At 72.3% G+C, this 16112-nt stretch carries 15 protein-coding genes and 1 pseudogene; 4 read left to right on the forward strand and 12 right to left on the reverse strand.

All coding sequences use genetic code 11. The annotated features are described in order from the left end of the window. The first annotated feature begins 12 nt into the window (after window positions 1-12). Window positions 13-942, forward strand: a complete 930-nt coding sequence (locus tag ACFY8W_RS34670) for an ABC transporter permease subunit (protein ID WP_391114643.1) — start codon at window positions 13-15, stop codon at window positions 940-942. Between the two features lie 6 nt (window positions 943-948). Then, window positions 949-1692 (forward strand): CbiX/SirB N-terminal domain-containing protein, encoded by a 744-nt coding sequence (locus ACFY8W_RS34675; RefSeq protein WP_391114256.1) that lies wholly within the window; start codon window positions 949-951, stop codon window positions 1690-1692. On the opposite strand, the gene ACFY8W_RS34680 is transcribed toward ACFY8W_RS34675, so the two are convergent. From ACFY8W_RS34680 to ACFY8W_RS34715, 8 genes and pseudogenes are all read right to left on the reverse strand, one after another. Further along, window positions 1689-2255, reverse strand: a complete 567-nt coding sequence (locus tag ACFY8W_RS34680; protein ID WP_391114259.1) for a TIGR03086 family metal-binding protein — start codon at window positions 2253-2255, stop codon at window positions 1689-1691. The two genes, ACFY8W_RS34675 and ACFY8W_RS34680, sit on opposite strands and share 4 nt — an antisense overlap. An 89-nt stretch (window positions 2256-2344) precedes the next feature. Next, the gene (locus ACFY8W_RS34685; protein WP_391114262.1) at window positions 2345-2968 is read right to left on the reverse strand and encodes a DsbA family protein; all 624 of its coding nucleotides are present in this window, start codon (window positions 2966-2968) and stop codon (window positions 2345-2347) included. 43 nt (window positions 2969-3011) lie between these two features. Continuing rightward, window positions 3012-3584, reverse strand: a complete 573-nt coding sequence (locus ACFY8W_RS34690) for a DUF1697 domain-containing protein (RefSeq protein WP_391114265.1) — start codon at window positions 3582-3584, stop codon at window positions 3012-3014. 73 nt (window positions 3585-3657) lie between these two features. Further along, the gene (locus ACFY8W_RS34695; RefSeq protein WP_391114267.1) at window positions 3658-4860 is read right to left on the reverse strand and encodes a S8 family serine peptidase; all 1203 of its coding nucleotides are present in this window, start codon (window positions 4858-4860) and stop codon (window positions 3658-3660) included. A gap of 191 nt (window positions 4861-5051) precedes the next feature. Continuing rightward, window positions 5052-6288: pseudogene (mgt, locus tag ACFY8W_RS34700) on the reverse strand (macrolide-inactivating glycosyltransferase); the annotation flags it as partial. A 3-nt stretch (window positions 6289-6291) separates the two neighbouring features. Beyond that, window positions 6292-7596 (reverse strand): extracellular solute-binding protein, encoded by a 1305-nt coding sequence (locus ACFY8W_RS34705; RefSeq protein WP_391114269.1) that lies wholly within the window; start codon window positions 7594-7596, stop codon window positions 6292-6294. Then, complete coding sequence (locus ACFY8W_RS34710) at window positions 7593-8435, reverse strand: ABC transporter permease subunit (protein WP_391114272.1); 843 nt, start codon at window positions 8433-8435, stop codon at window positions 7593-7595. The genes ACFY8W_RS34705 and ACFY8W_RS34710 overlap by 4 nt, the downstream gene beginning before the upstream one ends. An 11-nt stretch (window positions 8436-8446) precedes the next feature. Further along, window positions 8447-9373 carry an ABC transporter permease subunit gene (locus ACFY8W_RS34715; RefSeq protein ID WP_391114644.1) on the reverse strand — a complete coding sequence of 309 codons (927 nt, stop codon included), beginning with the start codon at window positions 9371-9373 and terminating at the stop codon, window positions 8447-8449. Window positions 9374-9512: 139 nt separating this feature from the next. Here ACFY8W_RS34715 and ACFY8W_RS34720 point away from each other — a divergent pair, with 139 nt between their 5' ends. Further along, window positions 9513-10370, forward strand: coding sequence for a phosphotransferase (locus ACFY8W_RS34720; RefSeq protein ID WP_391114275.1), 858 nt, complete (start codon window positions 9513-9515; stop codon window positions 10368-10370). A gap of 225 nt (window positions 10371-10595) precedes the next feature. After that, window positions 10596-11426, forward strand: a complete 831-nt coding sequence (locus ACFY8W_RS34725; protein ID WP_391114278.1) for an alpha/beta fold hydrolase — start codon at window positions 10596-10598, stop codon at window positions 11424-11426. 199 nt (window positions 11427-11625) lie between these two features. Here the strand turns inward: ACFY8W_RS34725 and ACFY8W_RS34730 are convergent, their stop codons facing one another. The 4 genes from ACFY8W_RS34730 to ACFY8W_RS34745 all read right to left on the reverse strand — a co-directional run bounded on the left by ACFY8W_RS34730 (window position 11626) and on the right by ACFY8W_RS34745 (window position 16057). Beyond that, window positions 11626-12348, reverse strand: coding sequence for an exonuclease domain-containing protein (locus ACFY8W_RS34730; protein WP_391114281.1), 723 nt, complete (start codon window positions 12346-12348; stop codon window positions 11626-11628). A 154-nt stretch (window positions 12349-12502) separates the two neighbouring features. After that, window positions 12503-13756, reverse strand: coding sequence for an SAV2148 family HEPN domain-containing protein (locus ACFY8W_RS34735; RefSeq protein ID WP_391114284.1), 1254 nt, complete (start codon window positions 13754-13756; stop codon window positions 12503-12505). Window positions 13757-13899: 143 nt separating this feature from the next. Further along, window positions 13900-15207 carry a copper amine oxidase gene (locus ACFY8W_RS34740; RefSeq protein WP_391114287.1) on the reverse strand — a complete coding sequence of 436 codons (1308 nt, stop codon included), beginning with the start codon at window positions 15205-15207 and terminating at the stop codon, window positions 13900-13902. A 40-nt stretch (window positions 15208-15247) separates the two neighbouring features. Further along, window positions 15248-16057: a Tat pathway signal sequence domain protein gene (locus ACFY8W_RS34745; RefSeq protein WP_391114646.1), complete on the reverse strand. Its 810-nt coding sequence runs from the start codon at window positions 16055-16057 to the stop codon at window positions 15248-15250. Between the last annotated feature and the right edge of the window lie 55 nt (window positions 16058-16112).

Below are 16112 nucleotides of genomic sequence, written 5' to 3' on the forward strand. Positions count from 1 at the left end.
AGATCCGCCGCCATGGCCAGCACTGACACGACCGCCACCACCACCGCCACCGCCGGCACACCCGGCACCGCCACCGCGGGCAAGGCCGACGACCTCGCGGGCCTGGAGGCCGGGCTCGACGCGCTGGACAGCGTGCAGGTGCGCCGGGCCCCGGTGCGCGAGGTGCTCCTGAAGAAGGTCCTGCCCCCGGTCCTGGCGGTCGTCCTGGTCGTCGCGGTGTGGCAGCTCCTGGTGACGCTGGAGGTCGCCGACGAGGGCAAGCTGCCGTCGCCCGGTGCCGTGTGGGACAGCCTGGCCACCATGTGGCTGGAGGGAACCCTCTTCGGCATCCTGTGGACGAGCGTGTCCCGGGCGCTGCTCGGTTTCCTGCTCGCCCTCGCCATCGGTACCCCGCTCGGCCTGCTCGTCGCCCGCGTGGGCGTCGTACGCACCGCGATCGGACCCATCCTCTCCGGCCTGCAGTCCCTGCCCTCCGTCGCCTGGGTCGCCCCCGCCGTCCTGTGGCTGGGCCTGAACGACTCGATGATGTACGCCGTCATCCTCCTCGGAGCCGTCCCCTCCATCGCCAACGGCCTGGTCGCCGGCGTCGACCAGGTCCCGCCCCTGTTCCTGCGCGCCGGACGCACCCTCGGCGCCACCGGCCTCAAAGGCGCCTGGCACATCGTCATGCCCGCCGCACTCCCCGGCTACCTCGCCGGCCTCAAGCAGGGCTGGGCCTTCTCCTGGCGCTCCCTCATGGCCGCCGAGATCATCGCCTCCTCCCCCGACCTCGGCCTCGGCCTCGGCCAGCTCCTCGAAAACGGCCGCAACAACTTCGACATGCCCGGCATCTTCCTCGCGATCATCCTCATCCTCCTCGTCGGCGTCGCCATCGACCTGCTCCTCTTCAGCCCCCTCGAACGCGCCGTCCTGCGCCGCCGCGGCCTGCTGGTGAAGGGCTGATCCGCCGTGAGCGCCCCCGTCCTGCTCGTCATCGCCCACGGCAGCCGTGACCCGCGGCACGCGGCGACCGTCCAGGCCCTGGTGGCCCGGGCCGCCGCGCAGCGGCCGGGGCTGCGGGTGGAGACGGCGTTCCTGGACTTCAACCTGCCGTCCGTGACGGGGGTGCTCGACCGGCTCGCCGCCGAAGGGGTGCGCGAGGTGGTGGCCCTGCCGCTCCTCCTCACCCGCGCCTTCCACGCGAAGGCCGACATCCCCGCCGTACTGCGCCAGGCCCCGGCCTCGCTGCGGATCCGGCAGGCGGAGGTCCTGGGCCCGTCCCCGCTGCTGGTCGCGGCGGTGGAACGGCGCCTGTACGAGGCCGGGCTGCGGCCCGGCGACAAGAGCACGACCGGGGTCGTCCTGGCCTCGGCGGGCTCCACCGACCCGGAGGCGATCGCAGTGATCGCAGAAACGGCGCGGGAGCTGCGGAACACCGGTTGGTGCTCCGTGCGGCCTGCGTTCGCCTCCGCATCTCTTCCCCGCACGGACGAGGCCGTACGGGCGCTCCGCGCCGAGCCGGGCGTCCGCCGGGTGGCCGTGGCCCCGTACGTCATCGCCCCGGGCCGCCTCCCCGACCGCATCGCCGCCGGCGGGGCGGACGCCGACGTCCTCGCGGACGTCCTGGGCCCGGCACCGGAACTGGCCTGGCTGCTGGTCGAACGCTACGAGGAAGCCGTGCGTGCCCCGGAGCGGGTGGCGGTCGCCGGTTAGGGCGTGCGGCCGCTGGCCGCGAGGGCCCGGGTGAAGGCCGCGGCCCCGGCGGGGACGACGACCGGGGCGGCGAAGCCCTCGTACTCACGGTAGACGTCCGCGTACCGCTCGACGACGTCGAGCAGGTAGCCCCCGGTCCCGTCGGGGACGGTGAAGTCCTGTCCCGTGGCGCGGGCCAGGTCCCAGCCGTGGAGGGCGAGTTCGGCGACGAGCATGCCGGCGATCTCGGGGGCGGGCAGTGCGCTGCCGCCGAGGTCGACGTCGCCCTCCCACGCCTCGGGCCCGGCCCAGGCGGCGAGGGCGCGGTCGAGCTGGGCCGCGTACCGCCCGGCCCAGTCGGCGTCGGCGGTGAAGTCGCGCTGGACGGTCTCGGTGGGGAGCTCGGTGCGCAGGGCGCGGTGTTCGAGGCCGTGGGCGGTGTAGAGGACGATGTGGTTGACGAGCTCGCGGACGGTCCAGTCCGTGCAGCCGGTGGGTCCGGCGAGCTGCTCGGGAGTGATCCCGCGGGTGACGCGGGAGGCTTCGGCGGCGCAGGCGGTGAGGTGTGCGTGGATCTCGTTCATGGGGGCCACGCTAGGGATCGCCGTGGAACCGGTCTTGACGTTTCGCGACACGGGGCCGGCGCTGCGGGCGCCGGGCGGTCGGCCGTCGGTCAGCCGAAGTCGAGGGCTCCCGTGCGGGTGCGCTTGATCTCGAAGAGGTCGGGGTGGGCGGCCAGGACGCGGAAGCTGTCGAAGAGTTCGGCGGCGCGTTCGCCGCGCGGGATGGCGCGAAGTACCGGGCCGAACCAGGCGGTGCCGTCGACGTGGATCGTGGGCGTGCCGACGTACGCCTCGGCGTCGGGGTCCTTGCCGGCGTCGTGGCTGCGGCGGACGGTCTCGTCGTACGCGGGGTCCTGGGCCGCCCGGGCGAGTTCGGCGGGGAGGCCGAGTTCGGCGAGGGACTCGGCGATCACGGCGTCGAAGTCCTTGTTCTTCTGCTCGTGGATGCGGGTGCCGTAGGCGGTGTAGAGCGGGCGCAGGATCTCCTCGCCGTGCTTCTCGGCGGCCGCGGCGGCGACCCGGACCGGGCCGATGGAGTCGTCGACGAGGGTCCGGTACCAGTCGGGCAGTTCGTTGCCCTCGTTGTGGAAGTACAGGCTCATCACCCGGAAGCGCAGGTCGATCTCGCGGTGCCGTTCGACCTCCAGCATCCAGCGGGAGGTGATCCAGGCGAAGGGGCAGGCGGGGTCGAAGTAGAAGTCCACGGTGGTCACGGGTGTCGTCTCGGTCGTCATGACAGGAACTCTAGGCCCGGGATGGCCCGTCGGGGCGGGCCATTCACCTCTTGTCGGACTGGGCCACTTCGGTGAGCTCGACGAGCTTGCGGACGGTGTTCCAGTTGCGGGCGGTGACGGTGACGCCCTTGAAGAGGGCGGGCCGGGACAGGGCCTCGCCGAGCTTGGAGCGGCCGAGGCCGTCGGGCGCGTAGAGGTAGAGGACCCGGTCGCCGAGCGCGAAGGCCTCGGGGCGGAACGCCTCCCGGTCGAGCCCGGCGAAGCGCTCCTCGTCGACGGGGCCGGAGAGGTAGAAGGCGTGGAGCTGCTTGCCCTCGAGCTCCGCGGCGGGGAAGGGGCAGTCCCGCTCGACCGCGGCGAGGTAGTCGTGGTCGCGGACGAGGCAGTCGACGGTGAAGCCGAAGTGCTTCTCGATCGCCGCTTCGACGGCCTGCCGGACGGCCTCGTCGGAGTGTGCGGCGCCGGTGACGGTGAAGGCGGCGTTGCCGCTCTGGAGGTAGGTCTTCACGTCCCGGTGTCCGAGGCCTTCGAGGACGGCGCGGAGTTCCGCCATGGGGACCTTGCGGTGTCCCCCGACGTTGATGCCGCGGAGCAGCAGGGCGTAGGTCGTCGTCATGGGCACACCATAAGGCGGCCGCCGTGCCCCGTGGGGGAGGGCACGGCGGCCGCCGTTCAGGGGTTCCGCGTCGTTACTCGACGATCTTCAGGAGCTTGTTGGCGGTGCCCTCCGACGGGTTGGAGATCTTGTCGGGGGTGGCTCCGTCGACCAGCGCCTGGGCCACCTGGGCCGGCGTGGCGTCGGTGTGGCCCGCGAGGTAGACGGCGGCGGCGCCGACCACGTGCGGGGTGGCCATCGACGTGCCGGAGATGGTCTTCGTGCCGGTGTCGCTGTCGTTCCAGGCGGAGGTGATCTCCGAGCCCGGGGCGTAGAGGTCCACGACCGAGCCGAAGTTGGAGAAGCTGGACTGCTCGTCGTCCTTGGTCGAGGAGGCGACGGTGATCGCCTCGGTGACCCGGGAAGGCGAGCCCTGGCCTGCGTCGGAGGACTCGTTTCCGGCCGCGACGCCGAAGGTCACGCCGGACGCGATGGCCTTCTTGACCGCGTCGTCGAGGGCCGGGTCGGCGCCTCCGCCGAGGCTCATGTTGGCGACGGACGGGCCCTGGTGGTTCTGGGTGACCCAGTCGATGCCGGCGACGACCTGCTCGGTGGTTCCCGAGCCGTTGTCGTCGAGGACGCGGACGGCGACGATCTTCGCCTTCTTGGCGACGCCGTGCTCCGTTCCGGCGATGGTGCCGGCCACGTGGGTGCCGTGGCCGTTGCCGTCCTGGGCGGTGTCGTCGTTGTCGACGGCGTCGAAGCCGTTCGAGGCACGCCCGCCGAAGTCCTTGTGGGTGATGCGGACTCCGGTGTCGATGACGTACGCGGTGACGCCCTCGCCGCCGCTGTCGGGGTAGGTGTACTTGGAGTCGCCGGCCGTGTCGGTCTGGTCGACCCGGTCGAGGCCCCACGAAGGCGGGTTCTCCTGGGTGGCGTTGATGGTGAAGCGGCGGTTCTGGACCACCTTGGCGACGGCCGGGTCGGCGGCGAGGCGCTTGGCCTCGGTCTCGGTGAGGTTGTTGACCGAGAAGCCGTTGACGGCGGAGTCGTAGCTGCGGCGCAGGGTGCCGCCGTACTCCTTCGCCAGGTCGGCCTTGTTCGCCTGCTCGTCGAGCAGCACGACGTAGCTGCCGGCGACGGCGCCTTCGACACCGAGTCCGTAGACCGTGCCTTCGGCGGGCGCGGGTGCCGCGCCGGCGAACTGGCCGGTAAGGACGGTGACTCCGGCAGCCGCGGCGATCGCGGTCGTGACGGCGATGTAACGGGTCCGGCGGACACGCTTGTGTATGGCCATGAAGAGGGGTCTCCTCGTCAGGATTTGTGGGGGGTTGGGCCACCGGACGCAAACTTTCCGGTCGCTCGTTCGAAACCCTGACTCATTGACGAGTGCAAATCAAGGCCTTCACACACCTGTGACTTTTTCAACAAGCTTTCTTAAAGAGAAAAGGGGCGAGTCTCCCCAACTCGCCCCTTGCGCTGGGTGACTTACGCGTGCGGTAGCTCCGCCTCGATCAGGTCCGCGGCGCGCGTCGTACCGCCCTCCTTCGCCATCTGCTCCTGGATCTCCCGTGCCCTGCGGGCGACTTCGGGGTCGCCGGCGAGTGCGAGCACGGCCTCGCGCAGCCGCTCGGGGGTGACCTGATCCATCGGCAGATGGCGGGCGACGCCGAGCGACCGGAGCATGTCGGCGTTGCCGAACTGGTCGGTGGCCTGCGGCACGGCGACCATCGGCGTCGCGGTGGCGAGACCCTCCTGGCTGCCGCCCGCGCCCGCGTGGGTGACGAAGGCGTCGGCCTCGCGGAGGATCGCCTGCTGCGGCACCCACGAGTGCACCTCGATGTTGTCCGGGAGCTCGCCCAGCTCGGCGGGGTCGACGAACTTCCCGATCTGCAGCACGACATGCCAGCCGTCGAGCCCGCCGAAGGCCTCGACGCAGTCCCGGTAGAAGGCCGGCTGCTTGGTGTAGGCCGAGCCGAGCGAGACCAGGAGCACCTTGTCGGCCGTCGCGGGCCGCCGCCACTCCCCCGGGTCGGTCCGCTCGCTCCGGCACGAGCCGACGAAGGTGAAGACGGACTCGTCGACGCGGTCGGCGTGCGGCTGGAGCGCGCGCGGGATGAGCACGATGCCGCGGCGCGGTCGCCCGACGAACGGGTCGGGGTGGGTGTCGATGCCGTGGGCGCCGAGCCACTCCTCGAAGCGCGCGTAGTACGCCTTGCCGCGGGGCGAGGCCTTGAGCTCCTCGTACATCGGCTCGGCGACCTCCTCCTCGTAGCCCTCCCAGGGAACGAGGTTCGGCCAGAGCGAGACGGCGGGGACGCCCCAGGTGTGGGCGAGGACGCGGGCCGGGTACGAGGTGATGTCGTGCAGGACGAGGTCGGGACGGTCGCCGTCGAAGGCAGCGGCGAGCTGCGGCAGCGCCTGGACGGCGTCCGCCAGGAACGGCTCGAGGTTGTCGATGAGCTCGGTGCCCCAGGCGTCGGGGTCGTCGTCCGTCGGCAGGGTGGAGGTGTAGACGACGGGAGTGGCGCCGGTGGTGGCGACCTTGTCGGCGAGGGCGGCCGGGATCGCGTAGCTCACGCGGTGTCCCCGGTCCACGAGTTCGCGGATGACGTCCAGGCTGGGGTTCACATGGCCGTGGGCGGCGATGGAGAACATGGCGATGTGGCGTGGGGTGGCGTTCATGAGCACCACCGTACGTAAGACGAAACGTCTCGTCTACTTGATTTCAGTCGCGCTGGTAGCGGGCGAGCACCCGGTTGCCGTCCTCCACCAGGCGCCGTCTCAGCTCGGCGGCGCCGATCGCGCCGCTGTAGTACTCCTGGAAGGCGGGCGTGGCGACCTTGTCCTTCCACTCGGGGTAGCCGCGCACCGACTGCGCGGGCGCCGGCCGCAGCTCCCGCGCGACCGCGGCGCCGGTGGCCCAGCCGAACTCCGCGGTGTGCAGGGCGGGATCGGCGAGCGCGGCGGTGGAGGTGGGCAGCATCCAGTCGCCGAGGGCGAGCCGGACCTGGTTGCGGGGCGCGAGGAAGAAGTCCAGGAAGGCGACGGCCTCCTCCTTGTGCGGGCTGTCCTCGGCGATGGAGAGCGTCTGCGGGCTGACGCCCTGTGCCAGCCCGCCCGACCCGGCGGGCGCCGGCAGCACGATCCAGTCGAAGCCCTCGGGCGCCTGCTGGACGATCTGCTGCCGGTACGAGAAGCCCAGCGGGACCATCGCGTACTTCCCGCCGAAGAAGCCGGGCAGCGTGTCCGAACCGCCGCTGCCGAGAGTGGCCCGGGAGGCGGTCCGGTCGGTGTCGGTCATGGCCCGGACGGTGTCGGGCACGACGGCGTCTCCGTCCTCGAAGCGCAGGGCGACCTTGCCGTCGGGCGCGCGGTGGAAGAGCCGGCCGCCGGCCGACAGGCCGAGGTTGAGCGAGACGGAGACCGGTTCCTTGAGCGGCCAGGCGACCGCGTACCCGCCCTCGCCCATCGTCGCCGTCAGGTCCCGGGCCACGGCCCGGAACTCTTCCCAGGTCCAGGGCCGTTCGGCGGTCGGGACGCGGACACCCGCCTCGGCGAGCAGCTTCCGGTTCGCCATGATCATGCGCGGTTCCTGGAGGAAGGGCACCCCGTAGACACCGTCGCCGAAGGTGGTGCTGCGCCAGCTGTGCTCGGGGATGCCGGCCCGCAGCCGCTCGGGCAGCAGGCTGCGCAGATCGGCCAGATAGCCACCGTAGGCGAAGTCCGCGAGGTCGTCGGAGGCGTCGTGGACGATGTCGGGCGCCTCGCCGCCCTCGAAGGAGGTCAGCAGCTGGTCGTGGACGGAGTCCCAGCTGCCCTGGACGTAGTCGACCTGGATGCCTGGGTGGGCGGCGTTCCACTCGCGCACCAGTTCCCTGTTGGCGTCGACGGACTCCTTCTGCCAGGCCAGCGACTGGAAGCGGAGGCGTACCACCCCGTCGTCGCGGCCGTCGTCCGCGGTGCAGGCCGCGCCGCTGAGGAGCAGGGCGAGGGCGGCGAGCGAGGCCACGAACCGCCGTGCCCGGCTCATGACTTCACCGCCCCGGCCAGCATGCCGCCGGTGATCCGACGCTGGATGACGGCGAAGACCAGGAGGGAGGGCAGGGTGGCGAGGAAGGCCGCGGCGGCGAGCGGTCCGAGGTCGGCCACGCCCTCCGCGCCGAGGAAGTGGGTGAGGACCACGGGCAGGGTCTGTTTCTCGGGAGTCTTGAGCAGGACGAGGGCGAAGAAGAACTCGTTCCACGCCGTGATGAAGGCGAACAGCGCGGTGGCGACGAGGCCCGGCGCGAGCAGCGGGGCGGTGACCGAGACGAGGGTCCGCAGCCGTCCGGCGCCGTCGACGGCTGCGGCCTCCTCCAGCTCGACGGGCACGGCCCGTACGTATCCGGTGAGCATCCACAGCGCGAAGGGCAGCGACCACACCACGTACACCAGGACCAGACCCGGAAGGCTGTTGACCAGGTGGAGGTTCTTGAGGACCAGGAACAGCGGGATGATCAGGAGCACGAACGGGAAGGCCTGGCTGACCACGACCCAGCCGGTGGCGGCGGCGGTGAGCCGGGACCGGTGCCGGGCCAGGACGTAGGCCATGGGAGTGGCCACGGCGACCGCGACGAGGGCGGCGGCGAGCGCGGCGAGCAGGCTGTTCCCGGCGGCCCTGAGCAGCGGCTGTTCGTCGAAGGCCTGCCGGAAGTTGTCGAGGGTGGGGTCCCGGGGGATCCAGGTGGGGTGCAGGGAGCCCAGTTCCGTGGCCGGTTTGAAGGCGGTGGAGACCAGCCAGAGGAACGGGAAGGCGAGGAAGACCAGATACGCGAGGAGCGCGGCGTACTGGGCTGCGCGGGCGGGCCCGCGGCTGCGGAAGGCGCTCACCGGTCTCTCCCTCAACGTTCCTCCTTCAGCCGTCCGACGAGATACAGGGCGAGGAGTACCGAGACGACGGCGACGAGCACGCAGCCCATGGCGGCGGCGTAGCCGAACTGCCCGTAGCGGAATGCCTCCTCGTACGCGAAGAGCATGGGCAGCCGGGTACGGCCGCCGGGTCCGCCGTTGGTCAGCACGTAGACCAGGGCGAAGGAGTTGAGGTTCCAGATGAAGTTGAGCGCGGTGATGGCGAGGGCGACGGGTCGGAGGGCCGGCCAGGTGACGGTGCGGAAGCGGCGCCACGCGCCTGCGCCGTCGAGTGCGGCGGCCTCGTGGAGTTCGCGCGGCGTGTTCTGGACGCCGGCGAGCAGCGCGACCGTGGTCTGCGGCATCCCGGCCCACACGCCGACCACGATCACGGCCGGCAGCGCGGTGCCGAGGCCGCTGAGCCAGGCCCGCCCGTCGCCGAGGCCGAGGTCGCTCAGGGTCTCGTTGAGGATGCCCGCGTCCGGGTTGTAGACGAGCCGCCACATGATGCCGACGACGACCTCGGGCATCGCCCAGGGCACGATCGCCAGCGCGCGGGCGAGCCAGCGCAGCCGCAGGTCCTGGTTCAGCAGCAGCGCGAGGCCGAGGGCGAGCAGGAACTGCGGGACGGTGACGCCGACCGCCCACAGCAGGCCGATGCGGAAGGAGTCCCAGAAGAGGGTGTCGTGGAGGAGGTCCTGGAAGTTGAGGGTGCCGATCCAGCCGGTGGCCTGGGTGCGGCCGGACTGGGCGTCGGTGAAGGCGAGCGCGATGCCGTAGAGCAGCGGGCCGACGCTGAGCAGCAGGATCGGGAGCAGGGCGGGCAGGACCAGGAACCAGGCGCCGTGGTCGCGGCCCGGACCGCCGCAGGGCCGGCCGGGGGCGGTGCGGCCCGCGGACCGCTTCGGCGCCGTCACCACACTCGCCAATGCTCCCCCTTTGCCCGGTTTGCCACCTTGCCTGGGACTCGGTCATCGTCCTGACGTGCCGTCGGTTCGTCAAGGTGACCAGCACGGATGCGAGACTTTGGCGAAATCGCACTGCCGTGGGGAGAGAACGATGGACGAGGCGCGGGCACGGGAGATCCTGGCCGCGGCGGGACTGCGGGGCGGGGACGCGACGCTGCTCGCGTTCGGCGAGAACGCGGTCTTCGCCCTCGGCGACCTGGTCGTCAAGGTCGGCCGCGACCCGGAGCTGCTGCCTCGCGCCGAGCGGGAGCTGGCCCTGGCCGGCTGGCTCGAGGCGAGCGGCGTCCCGGCCGTACGGGCCGCGGAGGCGAAGCCACTGGTGGCCGAGGGCCACCCGGTCACCGTGTGGCACCGGCTGCCCGAGGCCGTCCGGCCCGCCGAACCGCGCGACCTGGCCCCGCTCCTGAAGGCCGTGCACGCCCTGCCGGAGCCGGAGGGCTTCACCCTTCCACGGCGGGAACTGCTCGGCGGGGTCGAGCGCTGGCTGCGGCTCGCGGGAGACGCGATCGACCCGGCCGACGCCGCGTTCCTGCGCGAGCGGCGCGACTCCTTCGCGCCGGCGGCCGCCGCGCTCACACCGCACCTCACGCCCGGACCGATCCACGGCGACGCGCTCCCGCGCAACGTCCACGTCGGCCCCGACGGGCCGGTCCTGGTGGACCTGGAGACCTTCTCCTCCGACCTGCGCGAGCACGACCTGGTGGTGCTCGCCCTCTCCCGGGACCGCTACGGCCTCGACCCGGCCGCCTACGACGCCTTCACCGCCGCGTACGGCTGGGACGTGCGCGCGTGGGAGGGCTGTGCGGTGCTGCGCGGGGCACGGGAGACCGCGAGCTGCGCCTGGGTGGCCCAGCACGCGCCGTCGAACCCGAAGGCACGGGCCGAGTTCGAGCGGCGGGTGGCGTCGCTGCGGGACGGCGATCCCGAGACGCGCTGGTATCCCTTCTGACGGCCGGCCTCCCCACAAGCCGGCCGGCCTGCCTGCAGCCGGCCCCCAGGCAGATGGCCTCCGGGCAGTCGCCCTACAGGCGGCCGGCCCACGGGCAGTCGGCCTTACAGCAGCCGGTCTGCCTGCAGCAGCGTTTGCGCCAGGCGCCTTTCACACAGCCGTCCGTCCACCGGGACCTGACATCATGAGCTCGTCGAACCGACCGGTGACGAACGGGGTGTTGGGATGCGCATGGAACTGTCGGACGTGACGCTGGACGTCGAGGTCAGCGGTGAGGGCCCGGCCGTGCTGCTCGTGCACGGCTTCCCGGACTCGCACGACCTGTGGCGCCACCAGGTCCCGGCCCTGAACGCGGCCGGGTACCGCACGATCGCGCCGACCCTGCGCGGCTTCGGCGGCTCGGACCGGCCGGAGGGCGGACCGGAGGCGTACCACCCGGCGAAGCACGTGGGCGACCTGGTGCAGGTGCTCGACCGGCTGGAGATCGAGCAGGCCCATCTCGTCGGCCACGACTGGGGCTCCGGCATCGTCCAGGGCTTCGCCCACGCGCTGCCGGACCGGGTGCGCAGCCTGAGCATCCTGTCGGTCGGGCACATCGGCGCGGTCCGCGACGCGGGCTGGGAGCAGAAGCAGCGGTCCTGGTACATGCTGCTGTTCCAGCTGCCGGAGGTGGCCGAGAACTGGCTGTCGCACGACGACCACGCCAACCTCCACGAGATGCTCGCCGAGCACCCCGACCGGGAGGCGGTCCTCAAGCCGCTGAAGGAGCCGGGCGGGCTGACGGCGGCGCTCAACATCTACCGCGCCGGCCTGCCGGCGGAGGTGCAGTTCGCCCCGGTGCTTCCGGTGCCGCCGCTGCCCGCGCCGGTACCGGTGCTGGGCGTCTGGTCCACCGGCGACCGCTTCCTCACCGAGCAGTCGATGGCGGACACCGGCAAGCACGTGGCCGGATCCTGGCGCTACGAGCGCGTCGAGGACGCGGGCCACTGGCTCCAGCTGGACCAGCCGGAGAAGGTCAACGGGCTGCTGCTCGACTTCCTCGCGGCGAACCGCTAGGTCCTGTCGTCAAACTCCCGTCGTCGCCCGGAGGGCGGCCCTGCGGCGTCAGGTGCGTGCTCTCGGCGTGCCGGGCGCAAGGCCTCGTACGGGACGTACTCGGGCTTGTGCCCGGTGCGGCGAGAGCGCGTGCATGGCGTCGCGGGGCAGGCGGGAGTTTGACGACAGGGCCTAGGGGACCACGGGCCCGGGCGATCCCTCAGCCGACGACCGGGGCCGGCTCGCGCAGCGGCCACGTCGGGTCGACGACCGCGTCCTCCTCGCCCTTGCGGCGCAGGAAGGACTGGAAGTCCTCGGCCCACGCCCGGTACCAGACGATCTGACGCTCGTGCAGCTCGGCCGGGTCGAGCGCGGCGACGGCGGCGTGCCGCTCGGCTATCGCGACGGCGACCCGGACCGCGGCCAGCGCGTCGGCGGACGCCTGGTGGGCACGGGTGAGCACGACCCCGTACTCGGCGCAGACCGCTTCCAGGGTGCGCTTGCCACGCCGGTAGCGGTCGACGGCGCGGTCGATGGTGTACGGGTCGACGACCGGGCCGGTCGGCGCGCCGCCGAGCCGCTCGCCGAGCGAGGGCAGTCCGTGCCGCCGCAGTTCGGCCGAGAGCAGGCTGAGGTCGAAGGAGGCGTTGTACGCGACGACCGGGACGCCGCGCGACCAGTAGCCGGTCAGGGTGTCGGCGATCTCGTCGGCGACCTCGCGCACCGGGCGTCCCTCGGCGGCGGCGCGCTCGCTGCTGATGCCGTGGATCGCGGACGCCTGTGCCGGGATGCGGATGCCCGGGTCGGCGAGCCAGTCCTGTTGGCGCACCACCTCGCCGCCGCGGACGCCGACGACGGAGGCGGTGACGATGCGGGCCTCCAGCGGGTCCGTACCGGTCGTCTCCAGGTCGAAGCCGGCCAGCTCTTCCCCGTACCAAGCCATCGGGTCCTCCTTACGTGATCTCCCCCGTTGGTGTGCACACCCTCGCACGCCGCACTGACAATCCGGTCGCGAGGGCGTCGGACAGGCGTCTGACGGACGGCGGACGGACGGCGGCGGAGTGCCGGAAGGGCTCCGGAAGGGCTTCGGAAAGGCGTCAGGAGACCGGGCGGGAGTCGAGCCAGACCGACTCGAACTCCTCCCGGTATGTCGCGAAAAGTCCGTGTTCGCCGGTGCTGTCGTACCCCTGCCCGGCCCGGACCACGTTCCGCCCGCCGCCCCGCAGCACGAGCACCGGTGCCTCCATGCCACGGGCCTTGCGCAGGTACGACTGGACGACGGCGACCCCGTCGGGGCCGTCGCCGTCGACGAGATAGGCGGTGAAGCGCGGCGTCTCGTCGAAGACGTGGATCTGGAAGGCGCCGGGGTCGCGCAGCTTGGAGCGGACCCGGCGCATGTGCAGGATGTTCATCTCGACCGAGCGGCTCAGCTCGCCCTTCTTCAGGCCGAGCTCCCGTTCGCGCCGCTTGACGGCGCTGCTCGCCGGGTTGAGGAAGAGGAGTCGTATCCGGCAGCCCGACTCGGCGAGCCGCACCATGCGCCGCCCGGAGAAGTTCTGCACCAGCAGGTTCAGGCCTATGCCGGTGGCGTCGAGCCGGCGGGCGCCGCCGAACAGGTCCTCGGCGGGCAGCTGCCGCTGGAGCCTGACCCGGTCGGGGTGGACGGAGACCACGTCCGCGTACCGGTCGCCGACCAGGTCCTCGACGGCGTCGACCGGCAGCCGGTCGGCCGAGGGCACCCCGGCCCCGCTCCCGAGGATCTCCAGGAGCCGGGCGGAGGCCCGCTCGGACTGGGCGAGCACGGTCAGCGAGAGGGCCCTGTTGCGGGAGACGACGTTGCGGGTCACCTCCAGCTCGTCCAGTGCGAGTTCGACCTCGCGCCGGTCGTCGAAGTACGGCTCGAAGCACGGCCAGTGCTGCACCATCAGCTCCCGCAGCTGCGGGAGGGTGAGGAAGCTGAGCACGTTGTCGTCGGCCGGGTCGAGCAGATAGCCCTTGCGGCGCGAGACCTCACGGACGGCCACCGCCCGCTGGACCCACTCCTGTCCGGCGGGCCCGGCCGCGGCCACCACCCACTCCTCGCCGTGCACCGGCTCGTACACCGGGCGCAGCACGGCGGCGACGACGGCCCGCAGCCGCTGTTCGACGAGGTTCAGCCAGATGTAGGCGCGGCCGGCCCGCTGGGCCCGGGTGCGCACCTCGCTCCACGCCTCCGCACCCCAGTCCAGCTCGGCGCCGATCTCGACGGGCCGGGCGACGGAGACCGCACCGGGCGGCGCCTCCGCGGGCTCGGCCGGTCCCCCGTCGTGACCCGCCTCGCCTGGGGGCAGCTCCAGACCTCCCGAGCTCACCCGCGCACCGCCTTCTGCTCCCGGACACCCGTTCCGGCCGACTGGGACACCGGCAGGAACACCATCTGACAATGATCGGCAACGATCAAGGAAGGGTACTCCGGTAGCGGGAGGCGGTGCAGCAGGATCGTCCGGCCCGTTGCTCAACTGCCCAGATTGGGCGCCCCGTTCTGGCCGGCGAGATCGGCCGGAGTGAGCGGATTCATAGCGGTTACGTCCCTGGGCGCGAGCTGGAATCCCTGCCAGTGGACCGGCATCGGCTGCTGGTCCTCGTCACGGGCGACGTGGTGGAACCCGATGTTGACCCAGACCGCCGGATTCTTCAGGGTCTCGCCGTTCACCCACTTGTCCACGCTGGTGGGCGCGTTGCGCCCGCAGTCCAGGATGTTGTTGCTGGCGAACTGCTCGCAGGCGCGGGCCTGGGTGAAGTAGACGTCGTGCTTGGTGTAGGGACGTCCGGCGTACGTGTTGGTGTGACCCGGCACGATCTCGTACGAGCGCGCGTGGCCGTCCTTGTTCTTGCCGGTCTCGCTGACCACCCGCCACCAGCGCATGTTCCTGGCGTCCCCGGCGAGTTCCTTGGTGACGACGGTCCGGGTGGTCTTCACCGTCGGGCTGCCGTCCCGGGCGGGCGGCGTGACCTTGGAGTCGAACTGCTCGATGCGGCCCTTGTTGCTGCCGTCGAGCCCGAAGTCCAGCTTCCAGAAGACGTTGTGGGCGTGGCTGGTGGCGTAGTCGCGGGCGCCCTTGCCGATGGGCCAGCCGCGGCCGTCGGTGGCGTTGTAGTCCACGGGCGAGAGGCTGCCGGTGGCACCGACGTTCATGCCGATGGTGCCGTCGGAGGAGAACCGCCACTCGCTGATGTACTCGTACCAGCCGACCTTGTTGACGGTGTAGACGAGCAGGTCCTTGCCCTGGGCCTGCCACACCTTGCTGCCGGTGTCGGCGGCCATCCGGTAGGCGTGGCCGCGGGCCCGGGTGGTGGTGCACAGGCCGTTGATCCTGCCGACGTCGGGGACCTTCACGGAGGTGATGGTGCCGCCGGGGCACTCGCCGGGCTTGAGGTTCTGCAGGCCCATGCCGAAGCCGGCGCCGGTGAGGTCGTCGTACTCGGCGTTGCCGTCGTCGTACGGCACGTGGATCTGGGCGAGCTTGGCGCTGTTCAGGACCCGGATCGGGGCCGGCTCGCCGGGCGGCTGGTAGGTGACCTTGTCCAGGATCAGCCCGGAGTCGGTCGAGTAGCGCCAGCACATGCGCCAGACGGTGCCGCCGTCGAGCTTCTGTTCGACGCGGTAGGCGGCGGAGCAGTCGGCGGGCGCCGGTGCGGAAGGCGCGGCGGGCGCGGCGGCGGCCGCGGTGGCGCCGGTGGTGGTGGCGACGGTGCCGAGCAGGGCACCGGCGGCGAGGACGGCACCCGCGTTGCGGGCGTGCCGAAGTCGCGAAGAGGACATGGATGCGTACTCCCTCGGTACGGGTGGAGCGCGTCGGTGGTCAGCCGACGCGGGTGACGGTCCTGGCGCTGAGGTCGACGATCAGGCCGCGGGTGTCGATCCAGGCACCGTTCAGCACCTTGGTGACGAGCCGGACGCACCGGTGCTCGCCGCACTTCTTCAGCTGCTGCGGCACGTCCTTCTCGCGGTAGGTGCGGTAGACGTCGCCGTTGAACCAGAGCTGGTCGGTGGAGGTGAGCTCCTTGCCGGTGGCGTCCTTGTAGTCCTCCTTGACGCCCTTGCCGAGCGGGCTGTCCAGGATCAGGCGCAGGGCGGCGCGGAGCTCCTCGGGATGGGCCGAGGGCTGTACGCCGCGCTGGGCGCCGGACTGCTCGACCTTGCCGGTGTCGAGGTTGACGGTGCGGGTGACGAGCTCGTCGCGGCCGTAGTCGTAGAAGCGGACCAGGGCGCGGCGCGGGCCGCCGGTCTCCTCGCCGGGCGCCGGGTCGGCGAGTTCGGTCGCCAGGTGCTGCGGTCCTCGGCCGCCCCCGGCGTTCCTCCCCCAGCCTCCGGCCGGGGGCACCCCCGGCGCGTCGGTCCGGGGGGCGGCGGCCGGCGGGGTCAGCGCCAGGGCCTCGGCCCGCTTCAGCTCGTCGTCGGTGAGCGGATCGGTGCCCACGCCCTTCGCGCCCTCGGGCGGCGGAGAGGCCAGGGTCGCGGGCCCCGGCGCCGGGCCGTCGCCCTCCCGCGCGTCCGGCGTGCCGGACGCGGTCGAGCCCGGGGCGGCCGAGCCGCCGGACGGGGCTTCGTCGGCTCCGGCGCTGCCCGGCAGGGCGACGGCGACGGCGACCGCGGTCCCGGTCACCGCCATGGCGGTGCCGGCCACCACCTTGCCCAGGTGGCGGCGCACTATTTCGTACACACTT

Origin of the sequence: Streptomyces sp. NPDC012637 (assembly GCF_042954805.1) — a bacterium.
In the GTDB taxonomy this organism is placed as follows: Bacteria; Actinomycetota; Actinomycetes; order Streptomycetales; family Streptomycetaceae; genus Streptomyces.